This window comes from Saccharothrix coeruleofusca, from assembly GCF_014648515.1.
Taxonomy (GTDB): Bacteria; Actinomycetota; Actinomycetes; order Mycobacteriales; family Pseudonocardiaceae; genus Actinosynnema; species Actinosynnema coeruleofuscum.
The window spans coordinates 111,140-128,814 of record NZ_BMRG01000006.1 but is presented as its reverse complement, the minus strand read 5'-3'; the positions used below and the strand labels follow the sequence as shown (position 1 = coordinate 128,814).

18 protein-coding genes are annotated in these 17,675 nt (G+C 74.6%); 13 read left to right on the top strand and 5 right to left on the bottom strand.

The genetic code is table 11. The annotated features are described in order from the left end of the window. Together IEZ00_RS36735 and IEZ00_RS17995 are read right to left on the bottom strand one after the other, a co-directional pair. On the bottom strand, positions 1-1,762 hold a 1,762-nt coding region (locus IEZ00_RS36735), incomplete at its 3' end, for an AAA family ATPase (RefSeq protein WP_229795861.1). Next, positions 1,759-2,904 (bottom strand): exonuclease SbcCD subunit D, encoded by a 1,146-nt coding sequence (locus IEZ00_RS17995; protein WP_189224428.1) that lies wholly within the window; start codon positions 2,902-2,904, stop codon positions 1,759-1,761. The genes IEZ00_RS17995 and IEZ00_RS36735, both read right to left, overlap by 4 nt. A gap of 87 nt (positions 2,905-2,991) precedes the next feature. On the opposite strand from IEZ00_RS17995, the gene IEZ00_RS17990 reads away from it, so the two are divergent. Genes IEZ00_RS17990 through IEZ00_RS17980 form a run of 3 tightly spaced genes read left to right on the top strand, consistent with a single transcriptional unit; the run spans position 2,992 to position 5,602 of the window. Next, positions 2,992-3,933 (top strand): DNA recombination protein RmuC, encoded by a 942-nt coding sequence (locus tag IEZ00_RS17990; RefSeq protein WP_189224427.1) that lies wholly within the window; start codon positions 2,992-2,994, stop codon positions 3,931-3,933. A 52-nt stretch (positions 3,934-3,985) separates the two neighbouring features. Then, positions 3,986-4,681 carry a DUF6542 domain-containing protein gene (locus IEZ00_RS17985; RefSeq protein ID WP_189224426.1) on the top strand — a complete coding sequence of 232 codons (696 nt, stop codon included), beginning with the start codon at positions 3,986-3,988 and terminating at the stop codon, positions 4,679-4,681. A gap of 57 nt (positions 4,682-4,738) precedes the next feature. Further along, complete coding sequence (locus tag IEZ00_RS17980; protein ID WP_189224425.1) at positions 4,739-5,602, top strand: aminoglycoside phosphotransferase family protein; 864 nt, start codon at positions 4,739-4,741, stop codon at positions 5,600-5,602. A 24-nt stretch (positions 5,603-5,626) separates the two neighbouring features. On the opposite strand, the gene IEZ00_RS17975 is transcribed toward IEZ00_RS17980, so the two are convergent. Beyond that, entirely contained in the window at positions 5,627-6,571 is a 945-nt protein-coding gene (locus IEZ00_RS17975) for a 4-hydroxy-3-methylbut-2-enyl diphosphate reductase (RefSeq protein WP_189224424.1), read from the bottom strand. A gap of 64 nt (positions 6,572-6,635) precedes the next feature. Between IEZ00_RS17975 and IEZ00_RS17970 the strand changes: the two genes are divergently transcribed. The 7 genes from IEZ00_RS17970 (at position 6,636) to IEZ00_RS17940 (ending at position 11,460) form a co-directional block, all read left to right on the top strand. Next, positions 6,636-7,118: a lipid droplet-associated protein gene (locus IEZ00_RS17970; RefSeq protein WP_189224423.1), complete on the top strand. Its 483-nt coding sequence runs from the start codon at positions 6,636-6,638 to the stop codon at positions 7,116-7,118. Next, the gene (xseA, locus tag IEZ00_RS17965; RefSeq protein ID WP_189224422.1) at positions 7,115-8,359 is read left to right on the top strand and encodes an exodeoxyribonuclease VII large subunit; all 1,245 of its coding nucleotides are present in this window, start codon (positions 7,115-7,117) and stop codon (positions 8,357-8,359) included. Before IEZ00_RS17970 ends, xseA begins: the two co-directional genes overlap by 4 nt. Beyond that, complete coding sequence (locus IEZ00_RS17960; protein WP_189224421.1) at positions 8,340-8,744, top strand: sugar ABC transporter substrate-binding protein; 405 nt, start codon at positions 8,340-8,342, stop codon at positions 8,742-8,744. Before xseA ends, IEZ00_RS17960 begins: the two co-directional genes overlap by 20 nt. Further along, positions 8,741-8,950 (top strand): exodeoxyribonuclease VII small subunit, encoded by a 210-nt coding sequence (locus tag IEZ00_RS17955; RefSeq protein ID WP_189224420.1) that lies wholly within the window; start codon positions 8,741-8,743, stop codon positions 8,948-8,950. The genes IEZ00_RS17960 and IEZ00_RS17955 overlap by 4 nt, the downstream gene beginning before the upstream one ends. 47 nt (positions 8,951-8,997) lie before the next feature. Further along, a complete protein-coding gene (gene glpX, locus IEZ00_RS17950) occupies positions 8,998-10,053 on the top strand; it encodes a class II fructose-bisphosphatase (RefSeq protein WP_189224419.1) in 1,056 nt (351 codons plus the stop codon). A 122-nt stretch (positions 10,054-10,175) separates the two neighbouring features. Beyond that, positions 10,176-10,937: a S1 family peptidase gene (locus IEZ00_RS17945; RefSeq protein ID WP_189224418.1), complete on the top strand. Its 762-nt coding sequence runs from the start codon at positions 10,176-10,178 to the stop codon at positions 10,935-10,937. A gap of 94 nt (positions 10,938-11,031) precedes the next feature. Then, positions 11,032-11,460 (top strand): L,D-transpeptidase, encoded by a 429-nt coding sequence (locus IEZ00_RS17940; RefSeq protein WP_189224417.1) that lies wholly within the window; start codon positions 11,032-11,034, stop codon positions 11,458-11,460. 35 nt (positions 11,461-11,495) lie between these two features. Here the strand turns inward: IEZ00_RS17940 and IEZ00_RS17935 are convergent, their stop codons facing one another. Continuing rightward, a complete protein-coding gene (locus IEZ00_RS17935) occupies positions 11,496-12,467 on the bottom strand; it encodes an NAD(P)/FAD-dependent oxidoreductase (RefSeq protein ID WP_189224416.1) in 972 nt (323 codons plus the stop codon). 64 nt (positions 12,468-12,531) lie between these two features. Here IEZ00_RS17935 and IEZ00_RS17930 point away from each other — a divergent pair, with 64 nt between their 5' ends. After that, a complete protein-coding gene (locus IEZ00_RS17930) occupies positions 12,532-13,926 on the top strand; it encodes a class II fumarate hydratase (RefSeq protein ID WP_189224415.1) in 1,395 nt (464 codons plus the stop codon). Positions 13,927-14,187: 261 nt separating this feature from the next. On the opposite strand, the gene IEZ00_RS17925 is transcribed toward IEZ00_RS17930, so the two are convergent. Next, positions 14,188-15,117, bottom strand: a complete 930-nt coding sequence (locus tag IEZ00_RS17925; protein WP_189224414.1) for a DMT family transporter — start codon at positions 15,115-15,117, stop codon at positions 14,188-14,190. Between the two features lie 47 nt (positions 15,118-15,164). On the opposite strand from IEZ00_RS17925, the gene pdxR reads away from it, so the two are divergent. Together pdxR and IEZ00_RS17915 are read left to right on the top strand one after the other, a co-directional pair. Further along, entirely contained in the window at positions 15,165-16,535 is a 1,371-nt protein-coding gene (pdxR, locus tag IEZ00_RS17920; RefSeq protein ID WP_189224413.1) for a MocR-like pyridoxine biosynthesis transcription factor PdxR, read from the top strand. A gap of 49 nt (positions 16,536-16,584) precedes the next feature. Beyond that, positions 16,585-17,675, top strand: a 1,091-nt coding sequence (locus tag IEZ00_RS17915) for an ATP-dependent DNA ligase (RefSeq protein ID WP_229795860.1), incomplete at its 3' end; no start/stop codon positions are given.

The following is a 17,675-nucleotide window of genomic DNA, read 5'->3' as shown; positions in this document are numbered from 1 at the left end:
CCGCGACGCCCTCCGCCTCGGCCAGCGCCGACTCCCGCGCCGCCCGCTCCCGCGCCACCGCCGCGACCCGCCGGTGCTCGGCCGCCAGCTCCTCGGCGGGCCGCTCGCCCGCGGTCTCGCGCAGCGCGGACACCCGCAGCTCCGCCTGCACGGCGGCCTGCTCGGCGGCCCGCCGCCGGTCCGCCGCGCGCTGCTCCGCCCCGGCCGCGCGCTCCTCGTCCTCGGCGGTCACCGACCCGTGCACCGCCCGCGCGGGCGCGGGGTGCTCGGCCGACCCGCACACCGGGCACGCCTGGCCGTGCCGCAGCGCCAGCGCCAGCTCCCCGGCCATGCCCTCCAGCCGCTGCTCGCGCACGCGCTGGAGGGTGTCCTTGGCCTGCTGCTGCGCGTCGACGGCCGCGCGCCGCGCCTCCTCGGCCGCCCGCAGCGCGGCGACCGCCTTCGGCAGCTCGGCGGCGGCGTCCGCCCTGGTCCGCACCTCGTCCAGCCGCGCGGCGGCCACCTTGGCGTCCTCGACCGCGCGCCGGGCCCGCTCCAGCCGCTCTGGCAGCCCCTCCTGCTCCGCGACCAGCTCGGCCAGCCGCGCGGACGCCCGCTCGTGCTCCTGCTCCCAGCGCGCCGCCCTGGCCAGGTCGGCGCGCTGCCGCTCGGCCTCGGCGGCCAACTGGGTCAGCCCGCCCGCCTCCTCGCGGAACGCCTCGCTGTCGGCGCGCAGCCGCGTGCCGGTGTAGCCGAACGACGCGACCTCGCGCGCGGCCTGCTCCTCAGCGGCCACCGCGGACCGCAGCGCCTGCTCCAGCCGCCGCACGGCGGTGTGCGCGGGCACCACGACCGACGCCCGCCGCGCCGCGTCCCGCTCGGCCAGCCACTCCCGCCGCCGGGGCTCGGCCTCCGCGCAGCGCTGCAGGTTGCGCCGCGCCTCGCGCACCCGCCGCACCCGCTCGTGCCGGACCTTGGCCTGCTGCCACCGCTGCTCCACCGCCCGGCACGCCGCCGCCGACGCCTCGGCGCGCGCCGCCGCGTCCCGCTCGGCCTCGTCGAGCCGCTTGACCAGGGAGCTGAGCCACTCCTCGTCGCCGCCGCCCTCCGGCGGCTCCTCGTGCACCACGCCCGCGATCTGGTTGACCAGCGCGCGGTTGGCCTCCCGCAGCTCCCGCAACTCCCGGCCGCGCACCGTGCGGCGGTCCCGGAACCACTTCTCCACGGCCAGGAACCGCTCGGTGCCGAACAGCTTCTCCAGCAGCTTCTCCCGCTCGGCCGTCTCGGCCCGCAGGAACTTCGCGAACTCGCCCTGCGGCAGCAGCACGACCTGGAAGAACTGCTCGGCGGTCATCCCCAGCAGGGCCTCGACCTCGCGGGCCACCTCGTCGATGCGGGTGTGCCCGTCGCCCTGCCAGCCGCTGACCCAGGTCAGCGACACCTTCGCCTGCTGCCGGGTGGAGCCGCCGCCGCGCTTCTTGGGCCGCTCGTACTCGGGGCTGCGCACCACCCGGAACCGGCGCTCGCGCACGGTCAGCTCCAGCGAGACCTCGGTGACCGCCTCCGGGTCGGCGTAGTCGCAGCGCAGCCGCTTGACCTCGCCGCGCGCGCCGGGGACCTTGCCGAACAGCGCGAACGCCACCGCGTCCAGCAGCGTGGTCTTGCCCGCGCCCGTGTCGCCGTGCAGCAGGAACAGCCCGTCCGAGCCGAGCAGGTCGAAGTCCACGACCTCCCGGCCCGCGTACGGGCCGAACGCGCACAGCTCCAGCCGGTGCAGCCTCACCCGACCCCCTCCCGCGCGGCGGCCTCGAAAGCCTCCCGCAGCAGCGCCAGCTCCCGCTCCGCCGGGCCGTCGCCGCGCACGTCCTCGATGAAGCAGCAGGCGATCTCCTCGTCGCCGCGGTCGCGCACCCGCTCGGCGAACCGCAGCTCGCCGGGGCGCCCGCCCTCCGGCCGCCACTCCACGTGCACCGCGTGCGGGAACCTGCCCTGCAGGCGGCGCAGCGCGTCCAGCGGGCGCACCGGGTCGGTCAGCACCACGGACAGGAAGTGGTCGGCCACCGCGTCGTGCTCCGGGTCGAGCAGCAGGTCGTCGAGCGCGCCGGTGAGCGTGGCCAGCGCCCTGGGCACCGGCAGCTCGCGCCGCTCCACGCCCGCCAGCCCGCCCGCGTCCAGCTCCACCAGCCACACCGACTTGGTGTGCCGGGCCTCGGAGAACGAGTACGCCAGCGGGCTGCCCGAATACCGCAGGTGCTCGGCGATCCGCTGGGCGCCGTGCAGGTGGCCCAGCGCCACGTAGTCCACGCCGTCGAACACCGCGCCCGGCACGTCCTGGACCCCGCCCACGGCGATCGTCCGCTCCGACTCGCACGGCTGGCCGCCGGTGACGAACGCGTGCGCCAGCACCACCGACCGCGCGCCCGGCCGCCCGGCCAGGTCGGCGCGGACCCGGCGCATCGCCTCGGTCAGCACCCCGCCGTGCCCCCTGGCCTGCGGGACCTCCAGCCGGTGCCGCGCGGTCTCCGGCTCCAGGAACGGGATGCCGTACACCGCGACCGGTCCGTGGTCGTCGGCGAACAGCACCGGCTCGGCCAGCGACCCGATCCGGGTGCGCAGGTGCAGCCCGCCCGCCTCGGCGAACCCGGAGAACATGCCGATCCGGGCCGCCGAGTCGTGGTTGCCCGGCGTGACCACCACCCGCGCCCCGGCCGCGCGGAGGCGTTCCAGCACCCGCGAGCACACCGCCACCGCTTCGGCGTTGGGCACCGCGCGGTCGAACAGGTCGCCGGAGACGACCACCGCGTCCACCCGCTCGTCGGACACCAGGTCGGCCAGCCCGCCCAGCACCTCCTCCTGCTCCCGCAGCAGGTCGCGGCCGTGGAACACGCGCCCCACGTGCCAGTCGGAGGTGTGCAGCAAACGCATGGCGGTCACGCTAGGGGGGAGCACCCGCCGGGCCGCGCACCGGCCCCGGCGTGTCGTTCGATCGCGCGTTCCCGGCATGATCGGGGCGTGACAGCGGTCCTCAGCACGGCGGCGGTGGTCGTGGCCCTCCTGCTCGCGGGGGCGCTGGTCTTCCTGTGGCGGCTCTACCAGGACGCCGTGCGGCGCACCGACGCCGCGCTGCTGGCCGTCCAGCAGGAACGGGCGCGCGCCGACGCGCAGCAGGTGGCGCTGCAGCGCTACGAGGTGGCGTTCTCGTCGGTCAGCGGGCGGGGTGAGCTGGGCGAGCGGGTGCTGGTGGAGACGGCGCGCGCGCTCGGGCTGCGCGAGGGCCTGCACTTCGAGCTCCAGGTCGACGTGGCGGGCGGCGGCTCCGTGCGGCCGGACATGGTGCTCACCGTCGGCGGTGGCAGGCGGGTGCCGGTGGACGCGAAGATGAGCCTGGCGCTGTGGGCCGAGGCGGTGGAGACCGACGACCCGCGGGAGCGCGCCGAGGCGCTGCGGGTGCACGTGCGGCACATCCGGGCGCGGGCCGCGGAGCTGGCGGGCAAGGGCTACCAGCGCTGGGCGGACGCCATCTACGGCACGATCATGTTCGTGCCCAACGACGGGGCGGTGGTGGCGGCCATGGACACCGATCCCGAGCTGCTGCGCTGGCTGCTGGACCGCCGGGTGTTCCTGTGCGGCCCGACCGGGTTCGCGGTGCTCGCCTCGGCGGCCATGTTCGCGGCGACCGACCGCGCGCTGGCCGACGACGTGGAGCAGGTCCGCGCCCAGGCCGGGCGCGCGCACCGGGCGGCGGACTCGGCGGTCGAGGCGGTCAACCTGTCCAGCACCCACCTGCAGCGCTTCCTGTCGGCGCGGCGGCGCGAGCTGGAGGCGCTGGAGGGCTTCCGGGCCGCGGTGGAGCCGCTCAGCGCCGCGTCGGGCACGCCGACGCCGGTGCCGCTGGTGCGGCGCGCGGACGAGCAGGCCGAACTCGGTGCACCCTTGGACGCCCGCGAGGCGTAACAACAGTCGGCTACCGTGTGCCGACCAGGTCTCACCCGAACGAGGAGTGTTCGTGACCGCTGCAACGCGCGACCGGCGCGGCGAGCCGGAGGACGACGAGGACTTCGAACCCGTCCGCTGGAACGACCGCGCCATGTTCGGCACGTTCCGCGGCCTGCCCTGGTGGGCGGCGGTGCTCGGCGCGTTCGCGCTGGCCACCATCGGCACGTTCATCGACGTGAGCTCCAGCAGGACGGTCGGCTGGATCTTCGGGATCACCTTCTTCGCGGGCGCGGTGGGCGCGGTGGTGCTCGTCGAGCGCCGGTCCATGTTCGGCCCGGTGGTGCAGCCGCCGCTGGTGCTGGCGATCGTGGTGCCGCTGGTCGTGCTGGTCACCCAGGGGTTCCCGTCGGGCGGGCTGACCTCGGTGGGGCTGACGCTGGGCAAGCCGCTGATCGACGGCTTCCCGGCGATGGCGCTGACCACGGCGTGCACGGTGCTGATCGGGATCTACCGGGTGTTCACCCAGAAGGACCCGAACCGGCGGGCCGAGGACGAGGACCCGGCCGAGGAGCCCCCGGCGGTGGTGCGGGAGGTCGTCGAAGAGGAGCGCCCCCGGCGTCCGCGCGACCCCGACGCCCCGCCGCGCCGCAAGCCCGCCGCCGACGCGGACCGGCCCCGCAAGCCACGCTCCGGCGCCGACCGGCCGGGGTCGTCCGGGCGACGCCCGGAGCGCCCGCGCCGCCCGCGTCCCCGCGACGACGACTGACCCGAACGCTCGGTTCGCGCGTGGTAAGGCGACACGTGTTGCGTTAGGGGGGGTGGGGTGCACGTCGGGGAGTTGGCCGTGGACGTGGGCCTGGTGCGGCGGCTGCTCGCCGGGCAGTTCCCCCGGTGGGCGGACCTCGACCTGACGCCCGTGGCCTCGACCGGCACGGTCAACGCGCTGTTCCGGCTCGGCGACGAGCTGGTGGTGCGGCTGCCGCGCGTCCCATGGGGCGTCTCGGACGTGGCCAAGGAGCACCGCTGGCTGCCCCGCCTGGCCCCGCTGCTGCCCGTCCCGGTCCCCGAGGTGCTCGGCCGGGGCGAGCCCGCCGACCACTACCCCTGGCCGTGGTCGGTCTGCCGCTGGCTGGACGGCCAGCCCCCGCGGACCGGTGGCGAAGCCCTCGCGCGCGACCTGGCCGGTTTCCTCGCGGCGCTGCGCCGGGCCGATCCCGAGGGCGCGCCCGACGCCCACCGCGGCGGGCCCCTGCGCGACCTCGACGCGCCGACCCGCGAAGCCATCCGGGCACTGCGCGGCGAGATCGACGCCGACGCCGCCACCGCCGTCTGGGAGCAAGCCCTGGCCGCGCCCGCCTGGACGGGCGCGCCGGTGTGGGTCCACGCCGACCTGATGCCGGGCAACCTGCTGGCCTCGGGCGACCGGCTCACGGCGGTCATCGACTTCGGCACCGCGGGCGTCGGCGACCCGGCCTGCGACCTGATCGCCGCCTGGTACCTGCTCACCCCGAGCGCGCGGGAGGCGTTCCGCGCCGCCCTCGCGCCGGACGAGGCGACCTGGACCAGGGGACGCGGGCGCGCCCTGTCCATGGCGCTGATCCAGCTCCCGTACTACCGCGACACCAACCCCGCCATCGCCGCGCAGGCCAGGCGCGCGATCCGCGAGTCGACCGCGCCAGAGTCCTAGCGCCAGAGCCCTAGCGCCAGAGCCCTAGCGGACGGCGTCCTTGCGCAGCTCGCGGGGCAGCGCGAAGGCGAGCTTCTCGTTGGCCGTGGTGACCTCCTCGACCTCGCCGTAGCCGTGCCCGGCCAGGAACTCCAGCAGGTCCATGACCAGGATGTCCGGCACGGACGCGCCGCTGGTCACGCCGACCGTGGTGACGCCCTCCAGCCACGCCGGGTCCACCTCGCGGGCGTAGTCGACCAGGTAGGCGGCCTTGGCCCCGGCCTGCAGCGCGACCTCGACCAGCCGCACCGAGTTCGACGAGTTCTTGGACCCGACCACCAGCACCAGGTCGCACTCCGGCGCCATGGTCTTGACCGCGGTCTGCCGGTTGGACGTGGCGTAGCAGATGTCGTCCGACGGCGGCTCCTGCAGGTCCGGGAAGCGCTCCTTGAGCTGCCGCACCCGCACCATGGTCTCGTCCACCGACAGGGTGGTCTGGGACAGCCAGACCACCTTGGACGGATCGCGCACCACGACCTTGTCCACGTCCTCGGCGGTGTCCACGAGCTGGATGTGCTCCGGGGCCTCGCCCGCGGTGCCCTCGACCTCCTCGTGCCCCTCGTGGCCGATGAGCAGGATGTCGTAGTCCTCGCGCGCGAAGCGCTTCGCCTCGTTGTGCACCTTGGTGACCAGCGGGCACGTCGCGTCGATGGTGCGCAGCTGCCGCGCCGCCGCCTCCTGGTGGACCGCGGGCGACACGCCGTGCGCGGAGAACACCACGAGCGCGCCCTCGGGCACCTCGTCGGTCTCGTTGACGAAGATCGCGCCCCGCTTGGACAGCGTCTCCACCACGTGCTTGTTGTGGACGATCTCCTTGCGCACGTACACCGGTGCGCCGTACTGCTCCAGCGCCTTCTCGACGGTGACCACGGCACGGTCCACGCCCGCGCAGTAGCCGCGGGGCTTGGCCAGGAGCACTCGCTTGTCCATGCCTCCAGGGTACGGGCGGCGCGCGCCTAGGCATCGGCCGCCCGACTGGGGCAGGCTAGGGCCCATGAAGCCACTGCCGCTGCCCGTCCGCGTCGCCGCGGGACTGGCGGTCACCGCCGTCGAGCAGGCCCGCAAGCTCCCGCGTCAGCTCGTGGGACTGCCGGTCACGGTCGTCAGCGAGGCGCTGCAGCTGTCCATGCGGGTGCAGCAGACGGTGACCGAACTCGCAATCAAGGGCGACGACGCGCTGTCCGCGCTGCGGCCCGCCGACGACGAGCCGGAGTGGGCCACCTTCGACGAGGACGGCGAGGACGCTGCGGCCGGGGCCGACCCGTGGGCCGAGGAGGAGCGCGCCCTGGCCGCCGAGCCGCCCGCGGCGCTGCTGGACTACGACTCGCTCACGCTGCCCCAGCTGCGCGCCAAGCTGCGCGGGCTGAGCCTGGCGGACCTGGAGTCGCTGCTGGCGCACGAGCGCGCGCACGCCGCGCGCCCCGAGTTCACCGGGATGCTCTCGCGCCGCATCGCCAACCTGCGCGCGCAGTCGTGACGGACGAGAAGTCCACCGCGGAGAACCCGTGGCCGGTGCGCACGGTGGCGCGCAAGATCTTCGACTGGATCAACCGGCTGGGCGAGGTGTGGGTCGAGGGCCAGGTCACCCAGCTCAGCGCCCGCCCCGGCACGTCGACCGCGTTCCTGACGCTGCGCGACCCGTCGGTGGACATGTCCATGACGCTGACCGCGCCGGTCGGCCTGGTGCGCGAGGTGCAGCTGGCCGAGGGCAGCCGGGTGGTGGTGCACGGCAGGCCCAACTTCTTCCCCAACCGGGGCACGCTGAGCCTGCGGGTGGACGAGATCCGCGCGGTCGGCGTCGGCGAGCTGCTGGCGCGCGTGGAGCGGCTGCGCAAGCTGCTGGCCGCCGAGGGCCTGTTCGACCCGCGCCGCAAGCGCAGGCCGCCGTTCCTGCCGAACAAGATCGGCCTGATCACCGGGCGCGCGTCGGCGGCCGAGCGGGACGTGCTGACCAACGCCCGCGCGCGCTGGCCCGCCGCGCGGTTCCGGGTGGTCAACGTCGCGGTGCAGGGGGCGTCGGCGGTGCCGGAGATCCTCACCGCGCTGTCCACCCTGGAGCGCGACCCCGAGGTGGACGTGATCATCCTGGCCAGGGGCGGCGGCAGCGTGGAGGACCTGCTGCCGTTCTCCGACGAGGCGCTGTGCCGGGCGGTGTCGGCGTGCCGCACGCCGGTGCTGTCCGCGATCGGGCACGAGCCGGACACGCCGCTGGTGGACCACGTGGCCGATGTGCGCTGCTCCACACCGACCGACGCGGGCAAGCGCGTGGTGCCGGATGTGGCGGAGGAGACCGAGCGGGTCCGGCAGCTGCGCGACCGGAGCCGCCGCGCGCTGCGCGGGTGGGTCGACCGGGAGCGCAAGCTGCTCGACGCGCTGCGCACCCGACCTGCGCTTTCCGACCCGCACGGGCCGCTTCAGCGGCGCGCGGAGGAGGTCGGGCGGCTGCGCGACCACGCGCTGCGCGCGGTCCGCGTCCGACTCGATTCAGAGCAGGCGGGACTCGCCGCGACCACAGCGCGCTTGACGACCTTGGGCCCGGCCGCCACGCTGGCCCGTGGGTATGCCGTGGTGCAGGTCGTGACCCCGCAGGGGGTCGACGGGGTGGTCCGCTCGACCACCGACGCGCCCGCTGGCACCCGACTGAGGATTCGCCTGGCTGATGGGGCCGTGCACGCGGTCGTCGAGGAAGGAGGTGGTGGTGCCCAACCCGGCACGTGAGCCCACGTTCCTGCCCTTGACGATGGCCGCCTGCGACACTCGGGACGAGGCGGTGCGCCACGTGCGCGGCAGCGCCGAGGCCGCCGACCGCGCCGCCGCCGACTGCTGGCTGGCGCTGGTCGCGGGCTGCACGTCGGGCAGGCAGGCGCTGATCAACCGGCTGCACGACCTGTCCGAGGCCACCGGCGGCTACGCCGGTACGCGCTGGTGGCTGTCGCACGGCTCGGTGCACCGCAAGCGGGTAGCCGAGGCCGAGCACCGCATCGACGACGCGGTGCGGGAGGGTGACGGGGCCGAGTTCGCGGAGGCGTTCATCGGCTACGACCAGGCCGTGGCGACCGTCGTGGTGCACGTCCGCAACCGATTGGGGAACCTGTCCAGGTGAGCGAGCCGGGGTACGAGGCGGCCAGGGACGAGCTGGTCGAGGTGGTCCGCAGGCTGGAGGCGGGCGGCCTGTCGCTGGAGGAGTCGCTTGCCCTGTGGGAGCGCGGCGAGCAGCTGGCCAGGACCTGCGAGCGGCACCTCGCGGGCGCGCGCGAGCGGATCGATCAAGCGCTCGCCGTGGCCGAGGAGGACGTGGCCGAGGTGTGATCCCGTGCGAGGATTGGTCTACCGGCCGGTAATCGCAGGAGGAGCGCATGGTGTCCAGCAGCAGCCCGTCCGAGCGCCGTCGTGAGGCGCCCGACCGGAACCTCGCGCTCGAACTGGTCAGGGTGACCGAGGCCGCCGCGATGGCCGCGGGCCGCTGGGTGGGCCGGGGCGACAAGAACGGCGGCGACGGCGCGGCGGTCGACGCGATGCGCAAGCTCATCGGCACCGTGTCCATGTCCGGCGTGGTGGTCATCGGCGAGGGCGAGAAGGACGAGGCGCCGATGCTCTACAACGGCGAGGAGGTCGGCGACGGCAACGGCCCGGCCTGCGACGTGGCGGTGGACCCGATCGACGGCACCACGCTGATGGCCAAGGGCATGCCCAACGCGCTGGCGGTGCTCGCGGTGGCCGAGCGCGGCGCGATGTTCGACCCGTCCGCGGTGTTCTACATGGAGAAGCTGGCGGTCGGCCCGGAGGCGGCCGACGTCGTCGACATCACCGCCCCGATCGCGGAGAACATCCGGCGGGTCGCCAAGGCCAAGCACAGCGACGTGTCCGACGTGACGGTGTGCGTGCTGGACCGCCCCCGGCACGAGTCGCTGGTGCGCGAGATCCGCCAGGCGGGCGCGCGCATCCACTTCATCTCCGACGGCGACGTGGCGGGCGCGATCTCCGCGGCCCGCCCGAACACCGGCATCGACCTGCTGGTGGGCATCGGCGGCACGCCGGAGGGCATCATCGCCGCCGCGGCGCTGAAGTGCATGGGCGGGGAGATCCAGGGCAAGCTGTGGCCCAAGGACGACCAGGAGCGGCGCAAGGCGCTGGACGCCGGTCACGACCTGGACCGCGTGCTGACCACCGACGACCTGGTGCGCGGCGACAACGTGTTCTTCTGCGCCACCGGGGTGACCGACGGCGACCTGCTGCGCGGCGTGCACTACCGGGCGGGCGGCTGCACCACCCAGTCGATCGTGATGCGGTCCAAGTCCGGCACGGTGCGCATGATCGACGGTTTCCACCGCCTCACCAAGCTGCGCGAGTACGCCTCGGTGGACTTCGACATCCTGCCCCAGGACGAGAACGCCCTCCCCCCGCTGCCGTAACCGCCGCCACGAGTTAACCGTCAAGCGTAACTACCGGTCGTAAGTAGGTGGTGACGCTGGGCTGCGCTTCCTTAACTTCCGATAATCCGCTGGCCCCCTGCGCCGGCGGAGGAGAGGAAGTGATGAAGGTTCGCACCCTGTTCACCGCCTTGGCCGTCGCGATGGGCGCGGCGCTCGCGTCCACCGCCGGGGCTTCCGCGACGGAGGACGGCGGCGTCACGCCGTTCATCGTCGGCGGCGGCAACGCCACGCAGACCTACTCGTTCATGGTGTCCCTGCAGAGCACCTCGGGCAGCCACTTCTGCGGCGGCTCGCTGATCAAGGCCAACTGGGTCGTCACGGCCAAGCACTGCGTGGAGGGCCGCTCGGCGTCCTCGATCCGCGCGCGGATCGGCTCCACCAGCCGCACCAGCGGCGGCACGGTCGCCTCGGGCGCCCAGGTCGTCACCCACTCCAGCTACGACATCGCGCTGGTGCGGCTGGCCACCTCGGTGGGCCAGGCGCCGATCGCGGTGGCCGCCGAGTCCGGCCCGGTGGGCACCGCCACCCGGATCATCGGCTGGGGCCAGACCTGCGCCCCGCGCGGCTGCGGCAGCGCGCCGGTCACCCTGCAGGAGCTGAACACCTCCATCGTGTCGGACAGCAGCTGCTCGGGCATCTACGGTCCGGGGGAGATCTGCACCAGCAACCCCGGCGGCAGGGCTGGCGCCTGCTACGGCGACTCGGGCGGCCCGCAGATCAAGTCCGTGGGCGGCACGTGGCAGCTGATCGGCGCCACCAGCCGCGCGGGCAACAACAGCACCACCTGCGCCACCGCCCCGTCCATCTACCTGGACGTGCCCGCGTTCCGCTCGTGGATCGGCCAGTACGCGGGAGCGGTGTAGTTCGGCAGTCCACTGTGGACGGCAGGTCGCCGCTCGGAACCGGGGGTTCGACCGCCCCGGAGACGGGTAGCCAACCGGAAAGGGGTGATAGCAGATGAAGACGCTCAGCACCGCAGCAATCGCCGCGCTGGCACTGGGTTTCGGCTTCGCGGCACCCGCTTCGGCGGCGACCGGCACGCCCTGCTCCATCCGCGACGGCGCGTGCGTGCGGTTGTCGACCAACCAGGCGTGGCTGATCTACCGGGGCAACGCCAGCTACGGCCCGGTCCCGGTGGCCCACGGGCGACCGGGGTACGAGACCCCGACCGGCACGTTCCCCGTGCTGCGCAAGGTGAGGAACGACTGGAGCCGGCCCTACAACGCGCCCATGCCGTACGCGGTCTACTTCACCACGGACGGCATCGCGTTCCACGAGGGCGGCCTGACCGAGCAGTCGCACGGTTGCGTGCGGCTGTCGAACGAGGCCGCGGCCACGTTCTACGACAACCTGTTCCCCGGTGAGCAGGTGCAGGTGGTGCGGTGACCGCGACGGCGACGGGGGGTGGGCCCGCGACGGGCTCACCCCTCGTTGCTGGAGTGGCCGGGGAACAGGTGCGCCTCGGGGTTGAGCGCCACCGCGATGTTGTTGACCGCCGTGGCCGCTTCGCCGAACCCGGTCGCGATCAGCTTCACCTTCCCCGGATAGGACGCCACGTCGCCCGCCGCGTACACCCGGTCCAGCGCGGTCTTCATGGTGGTGTCCACCGCGATGGCGCGGTGGTCCAGCTCCAGCCCCCACGACTCGATCGGCCCCAGGTCGGCGGTGAAGCCCAGCGCCGCCACCACGGTCTGCGCGGGCAGCACCTTGCGGTCGCCGCCCTTGAGCGAGAGCTCCACCTCCTGCACCGACTCGCCGCCGCGCAGCTCCGCCACCTGGGCGTCGGTGATGATCTCCACGCCCAGGTCGCGCACCTGGCGCACGGTCGGCGGGTGCGCGCGGAAGGTCGAGCGCCGGTGCACCACGGTGACGCTGGACGCGATGGGGGCCAGCGCCAGCGCCCAGTCGAACGCCGAGTCGCCGCCGCCGACCACGACCACGTCCTGGCCCGTGTGGGCGTTGAGCACCGGCACGAAGTGCACCACCCCGCGCCCCAGCCAGCCCTCGGCGGCGGGCAGCGGGCGGGGCCGGAACTCGCCGATGCCCGCGGTGATCAGCACCGCGCCCGCGCGCACCACGGCGCCGTCGGCCAGCCCCACCTCGACACCGCCATCCACAGTGGACAGCGTGCGGGCCTGGCGGCCGAGCAGGTAGACGGGGTTCCACTGGGCGGCCTGCTGGACCAGCCCGGCGACCAGCTCGCGCCCGCGCACGGCGGGGAAGCCGGCCACGTCGAAGATCATCTTCTCGGGGTACATCGCGGTGATCTGGCCGCCCGCCTCGGGCAGGGCGTCCACCAGCGCGACGGACAGGTCCCGGAACCCGGCGTAGTAGGCGGCGAACAACCCCGTGGGGCCCGCGCCGACGACCAGTAAGTCGACCTGGAGGTCCATTCCTCGACCTTAGGTGTTCATGGCCACTGTGCCCAGTGCCTCGTCCGGGTCCAAACTCGGTGACATGGGTGAACAGGAGTACCGCGTCGAGCACGACACGATGGGTGAGGTCCGGGTGCCGGTCGACGCGCTGTGGCGGGCGCAGACGCAGCGCGCGGTGGAGAACTTCCCGATCTCGGGTCGGGGCCTGGAACGGGCGCAGATCCGGGCGCTGGGCCTGCTCAAGGCGGCGGTGGCGCGGGTCAACGAGCGGCTGGGCGTGCTCGACGCCGACCTGGCCGGGGCCATCGCGGCGGCGGCCGACGAGGTCGCGGCGGGCGAGCACGACGCGCACTTCCCGGTCGACGTGTTCCAGACCGGGTCGGGCACCTCGTCGAACATGAACGCCAACGAGGTCATCGCCACCCTGGCCAGCCGCGCGCTCGGCCGCGACGTGCACCCCAACGACCACGTCAACGCCTCCCAGTCGTCCAACGACACCTTCCCCACGACACTGCGGGTAGCCGCGACCGAGGCGGTCGCGCGGGACGTCATCCCGGCCCTGGAGCACCTGGCTGACGTGCTGGATGCCCGCGCCGCCGACTGGACCTCGCTGGTCAAGTCCGGTCGCACGCACCTGATGGACGCGGTGCCGATCACGCTGGGCCAGGAGGTCGGGGCGTGGGCCACGCAGGTCCGGCACGGCGTGGAGCGGCTCACCGCGAGCCTGCCGCGCCTGGCCGAGCTGCCCATCGGCGGCACCGCGGTGGGCAGCGGCCTCAACGCGCCCGCCGGCTTCGGCGCGGCGGTGTCCGCGGAGTTGGCGGCGGTGACCGGCCTGCCGCTGACCGAGGCGCGCGACCACTTCGAGGCCCAGGCCACGCAGGACGGCGTGGTCGAGGTGTCCGGGCAGCTCAGGGCGACCGCGGTGAGCCTGTTCAAGATCGCCAACGACCTGCGCTGGCTGGGCTCGGGCCCGCGCACCGGACTGGGCGAGCTGGCGCTGCCCGACCTCCAGCCGGGCTCGTCGATCATGCCCGGCAAGGTCAACCCGGTGATCCCCGAGGCCGCGATGATGGTGGTGGCCCAGGTGATCGGCAACGACGCGGCGGTGGCCTTCGCCGGGTCGCAGGGCAACTTCCAGCTCAACGTGATGCTGCCGGTGATCGCGCGCAACGTGCTGGAATCGGCCCGGCTGCTGGCCGCCGTCGCCCGGCTGCTGGCGGACAAGGTGCTGGTCGGCGCGCAGCCGCAGGTGGAGCGGATGCGCGAGTACGCCGAGTCCTCGCCGTCGATCGTGACGCCGCTCAACCGGTACCTGGGGTACGAGGAGGCGGCGTCGATCGCCAAGCAGTCGCTCAAGGAGCGCAAGACCATCCGCGAGGTGGTGCTGGAGCGCGGCCACGTGCCGGGCAAGCTGACCGAGGCCCAGCTGGACGAGGCCCTCGACGTGCTCCGCATGGCCCACGGCGGCCGCTGACCCCCTCCCCCGCGAGTCGAACGCTCAGGTACCGCGAGTCGAACGCTCAGGACCCCTGAGTTCTGCGTTCGGAGTTGGAGAGCGCGCTCGCCGCGCGGCAGGTCGCCAAGGGCGGTGCTCGCGGGCACCCCGCTTCGCGCGCGCCGCCCTGCTGCGTCGGCAAGTACCACCCGACGGGGGCGGGAAGGTCGGTAAGTACCGCCCGAGAGGCACGAAAGCGCCTGACAGGGCGCAAAAGTGCGGGGCGGGGTGCGCGAATGTTCAGTTCAGGGTGTCTGAGCGTTCGACTCGCGCGAGGGGGAGTGCGACACGCGGGGCGGATGGGTGAGTTGTGACGGGGAGGGGCGGGGTGGGGTGGCGCAGGCCGACGGCGCAGCCGAGGGCGACGAGGAGTGCGCCGGAGGTGTTGAGCGGGGTGAGCTGCTGGACGCCCAGGGCGACGGAGGCGGCCAGGCCCGCCACCGGCATCAGGCCGATCAGCACCCCGGCCCGGTCCGCGCCCAGCCGGGCCACGGCGTGGTACCAGAGGCCGAACGCCACGGCGGTCAGCACCGTGCCGAGCACCACCAGCGCCACCCCCTCGCGGACGGTCGGCACCTGCCAGCCGCCGACGAACGTGCCCAGCACGGCCCCCGCGCCCGCCGCGATGAAGCAGCACCACGTGGCCACCGCGACCCCGCCGAGCCGCCGCACCACGCCCACCGCGAACAGGGTGAACGACACCTCGCCCGCCGTGGTCAGCAGCGCCAGCAGCAGTCCCGGCCCGTGCCACGCCCCACCGCCGGACAGCAGCACCACGCCGCCGACCACCACCGCGGCCCCGGCCACCGCGGCGGGCGCGGGTCGCCGTCCCGCCGCCAGCGGGGCGGCCAGCGCCAGCACCAGCGGTGACGTGCCGAGCACCGCGGCGACGAACCCCGGTTCGGCGAACGCCTGCGCCTGCACCAGGCAGGCGTTGAACCCCAGCATGCCCGTGGCCACCAGGCCGAACAGCGCGGGCAGGTCGCGCGCGGACGGCAGGGGCAAGCGCTTGCCGCGCATCGCGGTCCACGCCAGCAGCACCAGCCCGCCCAGCAGGTAGCGCAGGGCTTGACCGGACAGCAGCGGGTAGTCCTGGAGCATTCCGGAGACAGGGACGGACGCGCCCACGATGACCGCGCTCAGCGCGCCCGCGGTGACAGCGATTCTCATGACGGCCACCTTCCCGGTGAAGTGGACCACCTTTAAGCTCCACTTCGATGGCCGCGAACTGGACCACTTTCCGGGAGCTGCTGCTGCCCGCGTCGGCCGGGCGGCGGCGCGGGGTGGAGGCCGAGCTGCGCCGGGCGATCCGCGACGGCAGGCTCGCGCCCGGTACGCGGTTGCCGTCCAGCCGCGACCTCGCCGCCCAGCTCGGCGTCGCGCGCGGCACCGTGACGGCGGCCTACGAGCAGTTGGCGGGCGAGGGCTACCTGGTGGCCAAGCGGGGGTCGGGCACGACGGTCGCCGCGACCTTCCCGCGCGCCGGGGCCGTCGCGGAAGCCGAGACCGCGCCCCGGTGGCGCTACGACCTGCGTCCCGGTGTGCCCGCGTTGAGCGGGTTCCCGCGCGAGGAGTGGTTGCGGGCGCAGAGGAACGCGCTGACCGCGCTGACCGCCGAGGAGCTCGGCTACCCCGACCCGGCGGGTTTCCCCGGACTGCGCGCGGAGCTCGCCGACTACCTGGGCCGGGTGCGGGCGGTGGCGGCGCGGCCGTCGGAGGTGGTCGTCACCAACGGCGCGGCGCAGGCGATCTCGTTGCTGGGCCGGGTTTTCCGCGACCTCGGGCACGTCAGCGCCGCGGTCGAGGAGCCGGGCCACTTCGGCACCGAGGAGACGCTGGCGGCGCAGGGGCTGCGGGTGGAGAGAATCCCCGTGGACGAGAAGGGGTTGCGTGTCGACGCCCTGTCCACAACGGACTGCCGGGTGGTGTTCGTGACGGCGGCGCACCAGTTCCCGCTTGGCGTGGTGCTGCACCCGGAACGGCGGCGGGCGCTGGTGGAGTGGGCGCGGGAGCGCGACGGGTTCGTGGTGGAGGACGACTACGACGCCGAGCACCGCTACGACCGGCCCGCGCTGGGCGCGATGCAGGCGCTGGACCCGTCGCGGGTGGTCTACCAGGGCAGCGCCAGCAAGGTGCTGGCGCCCGCGCTGCGGCTGGGCTGGCTGGTGCCGCCGCCCGCGCTGGCCGGACCGGTGGTGCGCGGCAAGACGCTGACGGACCTGGGCACCGGCACGCTGCACCAGGCCGCGCTGGCGGAGCTGCTGCGCACCGGCGGCTACGACCGGCACCTGCGCCGCACCCGCCAGCTGTACCGGGTGCGGCGGGACGCGCTGCTGGACGAGCTGGCCCGGCTGCTGCCGTCGTGGGAGCCGATCGGCGTCGCGGCGGGGCTGCACGTGGTGCTGCGGCTGCCCGAGGGCACCGACGACGCGGCGCTGCGCGACCGGCTGGCCCGGCGCGGCGTGCACGTGTTCGCGCTCAGCGGCTACAGCCGCGCGCCGATCTTCCCCGGACTGGTCCTCGGCTACGCGGCGACCAGCCCGGACCGGCTGCGCGCGGCCGTGCGGGAGCTGCGCGACTGCGCCTGACCGGCTGCCTGACCGGCTTTTGTCGGTGCCCCGGTGCACCATGGTCACCGTGCTGTTCGCCGAAGTCGTCGAGACCTCCGCCGCGGTTGCGGCGACGCGCTCCCGCCTGGCCAAGGTCGACGCCCTGGCCGCGCTGATCCGCCGGATGAGCACGCCAGCGGTGGTGTCGTTCCTGGTCGGCGTGCCCAGCCAGGGCCGCATCGGGGCGGGTTTCCGCACCGTGCTGGACCTGGTCGTGCCGCCCGCCGCCGAGCCCGCGCTCACCGTGGCCGAGGTGGACGCCGCGCTGGGCGAGTTCGCCGCGATCGGCGGCAAGGGCTCGGCTCAGCGCCGGGCGGCGCTGCTGACCTCGCTGTTCGGCCGGGCCACCGAGGCCGAGCAGGACTTCCTGCGCAGGCTGCTCACCGGTGAGCTGCGGCAGGGCGCGCTGGAGGGGGTGATGCTCGACGCCGTCGCGCGGGCCGCCGACGTGCCCGGCGAGGTGGTGCGGCGGGCGTTCATGCTCTCCGGGAAGCTGCCGGAGACCGCGGCGGCGGCGATGGCGGGCGGTGAGCGGGCGCTGGCCGCGGTGCGGCTGGAGGTGGGCCGCCCGGTCCGGCCGATGCTGGCCTCCCCCGCCGAGTCGCTGGGCGGGGCGCTGGCCGAGCTGGGGCCGTGCGTGGTCGAGCACAAGCTCGACGGCGCTCGCATCCAGGTGCACCGGTCCGGCCGGGAGGTGCGGGTGTTCACCCGCACCCTGCGCGAGGTCACCGCGACCGTGCCCGAGCTGGTCGAGCTGGTGCGCGGGCTGCCGTGCGAGTCGGTGGTGCTCGACGGGGAGACGCTGGCGCTGACCGACGAGGGCAAGCCGCGCCCGTTCCAGGAGACGATGAGCCGCTTCGGCGCTCTGCTCGACGCCGCCTCCGCGAAGAGGCGCACGTCGGCGGGGGACGCGCGCGAGCTGCTGCTCAGCCCGTTCTTCTTCGACTGCCTGCACCTCGACGGCGTGGACCTGCTCGACGCGCCGCTGCGCGACCGGCTGGCGGCGCTGCGCCGGGTGGCGGCCGGGCACGTCATCCCCGGCGCGGTGGAGCCCGACGAGCCGGGCGCGGCGGAGGTCCTGGACGACGCGCTGGCGTCGGGCCAGGAGGGCGTCGTGGT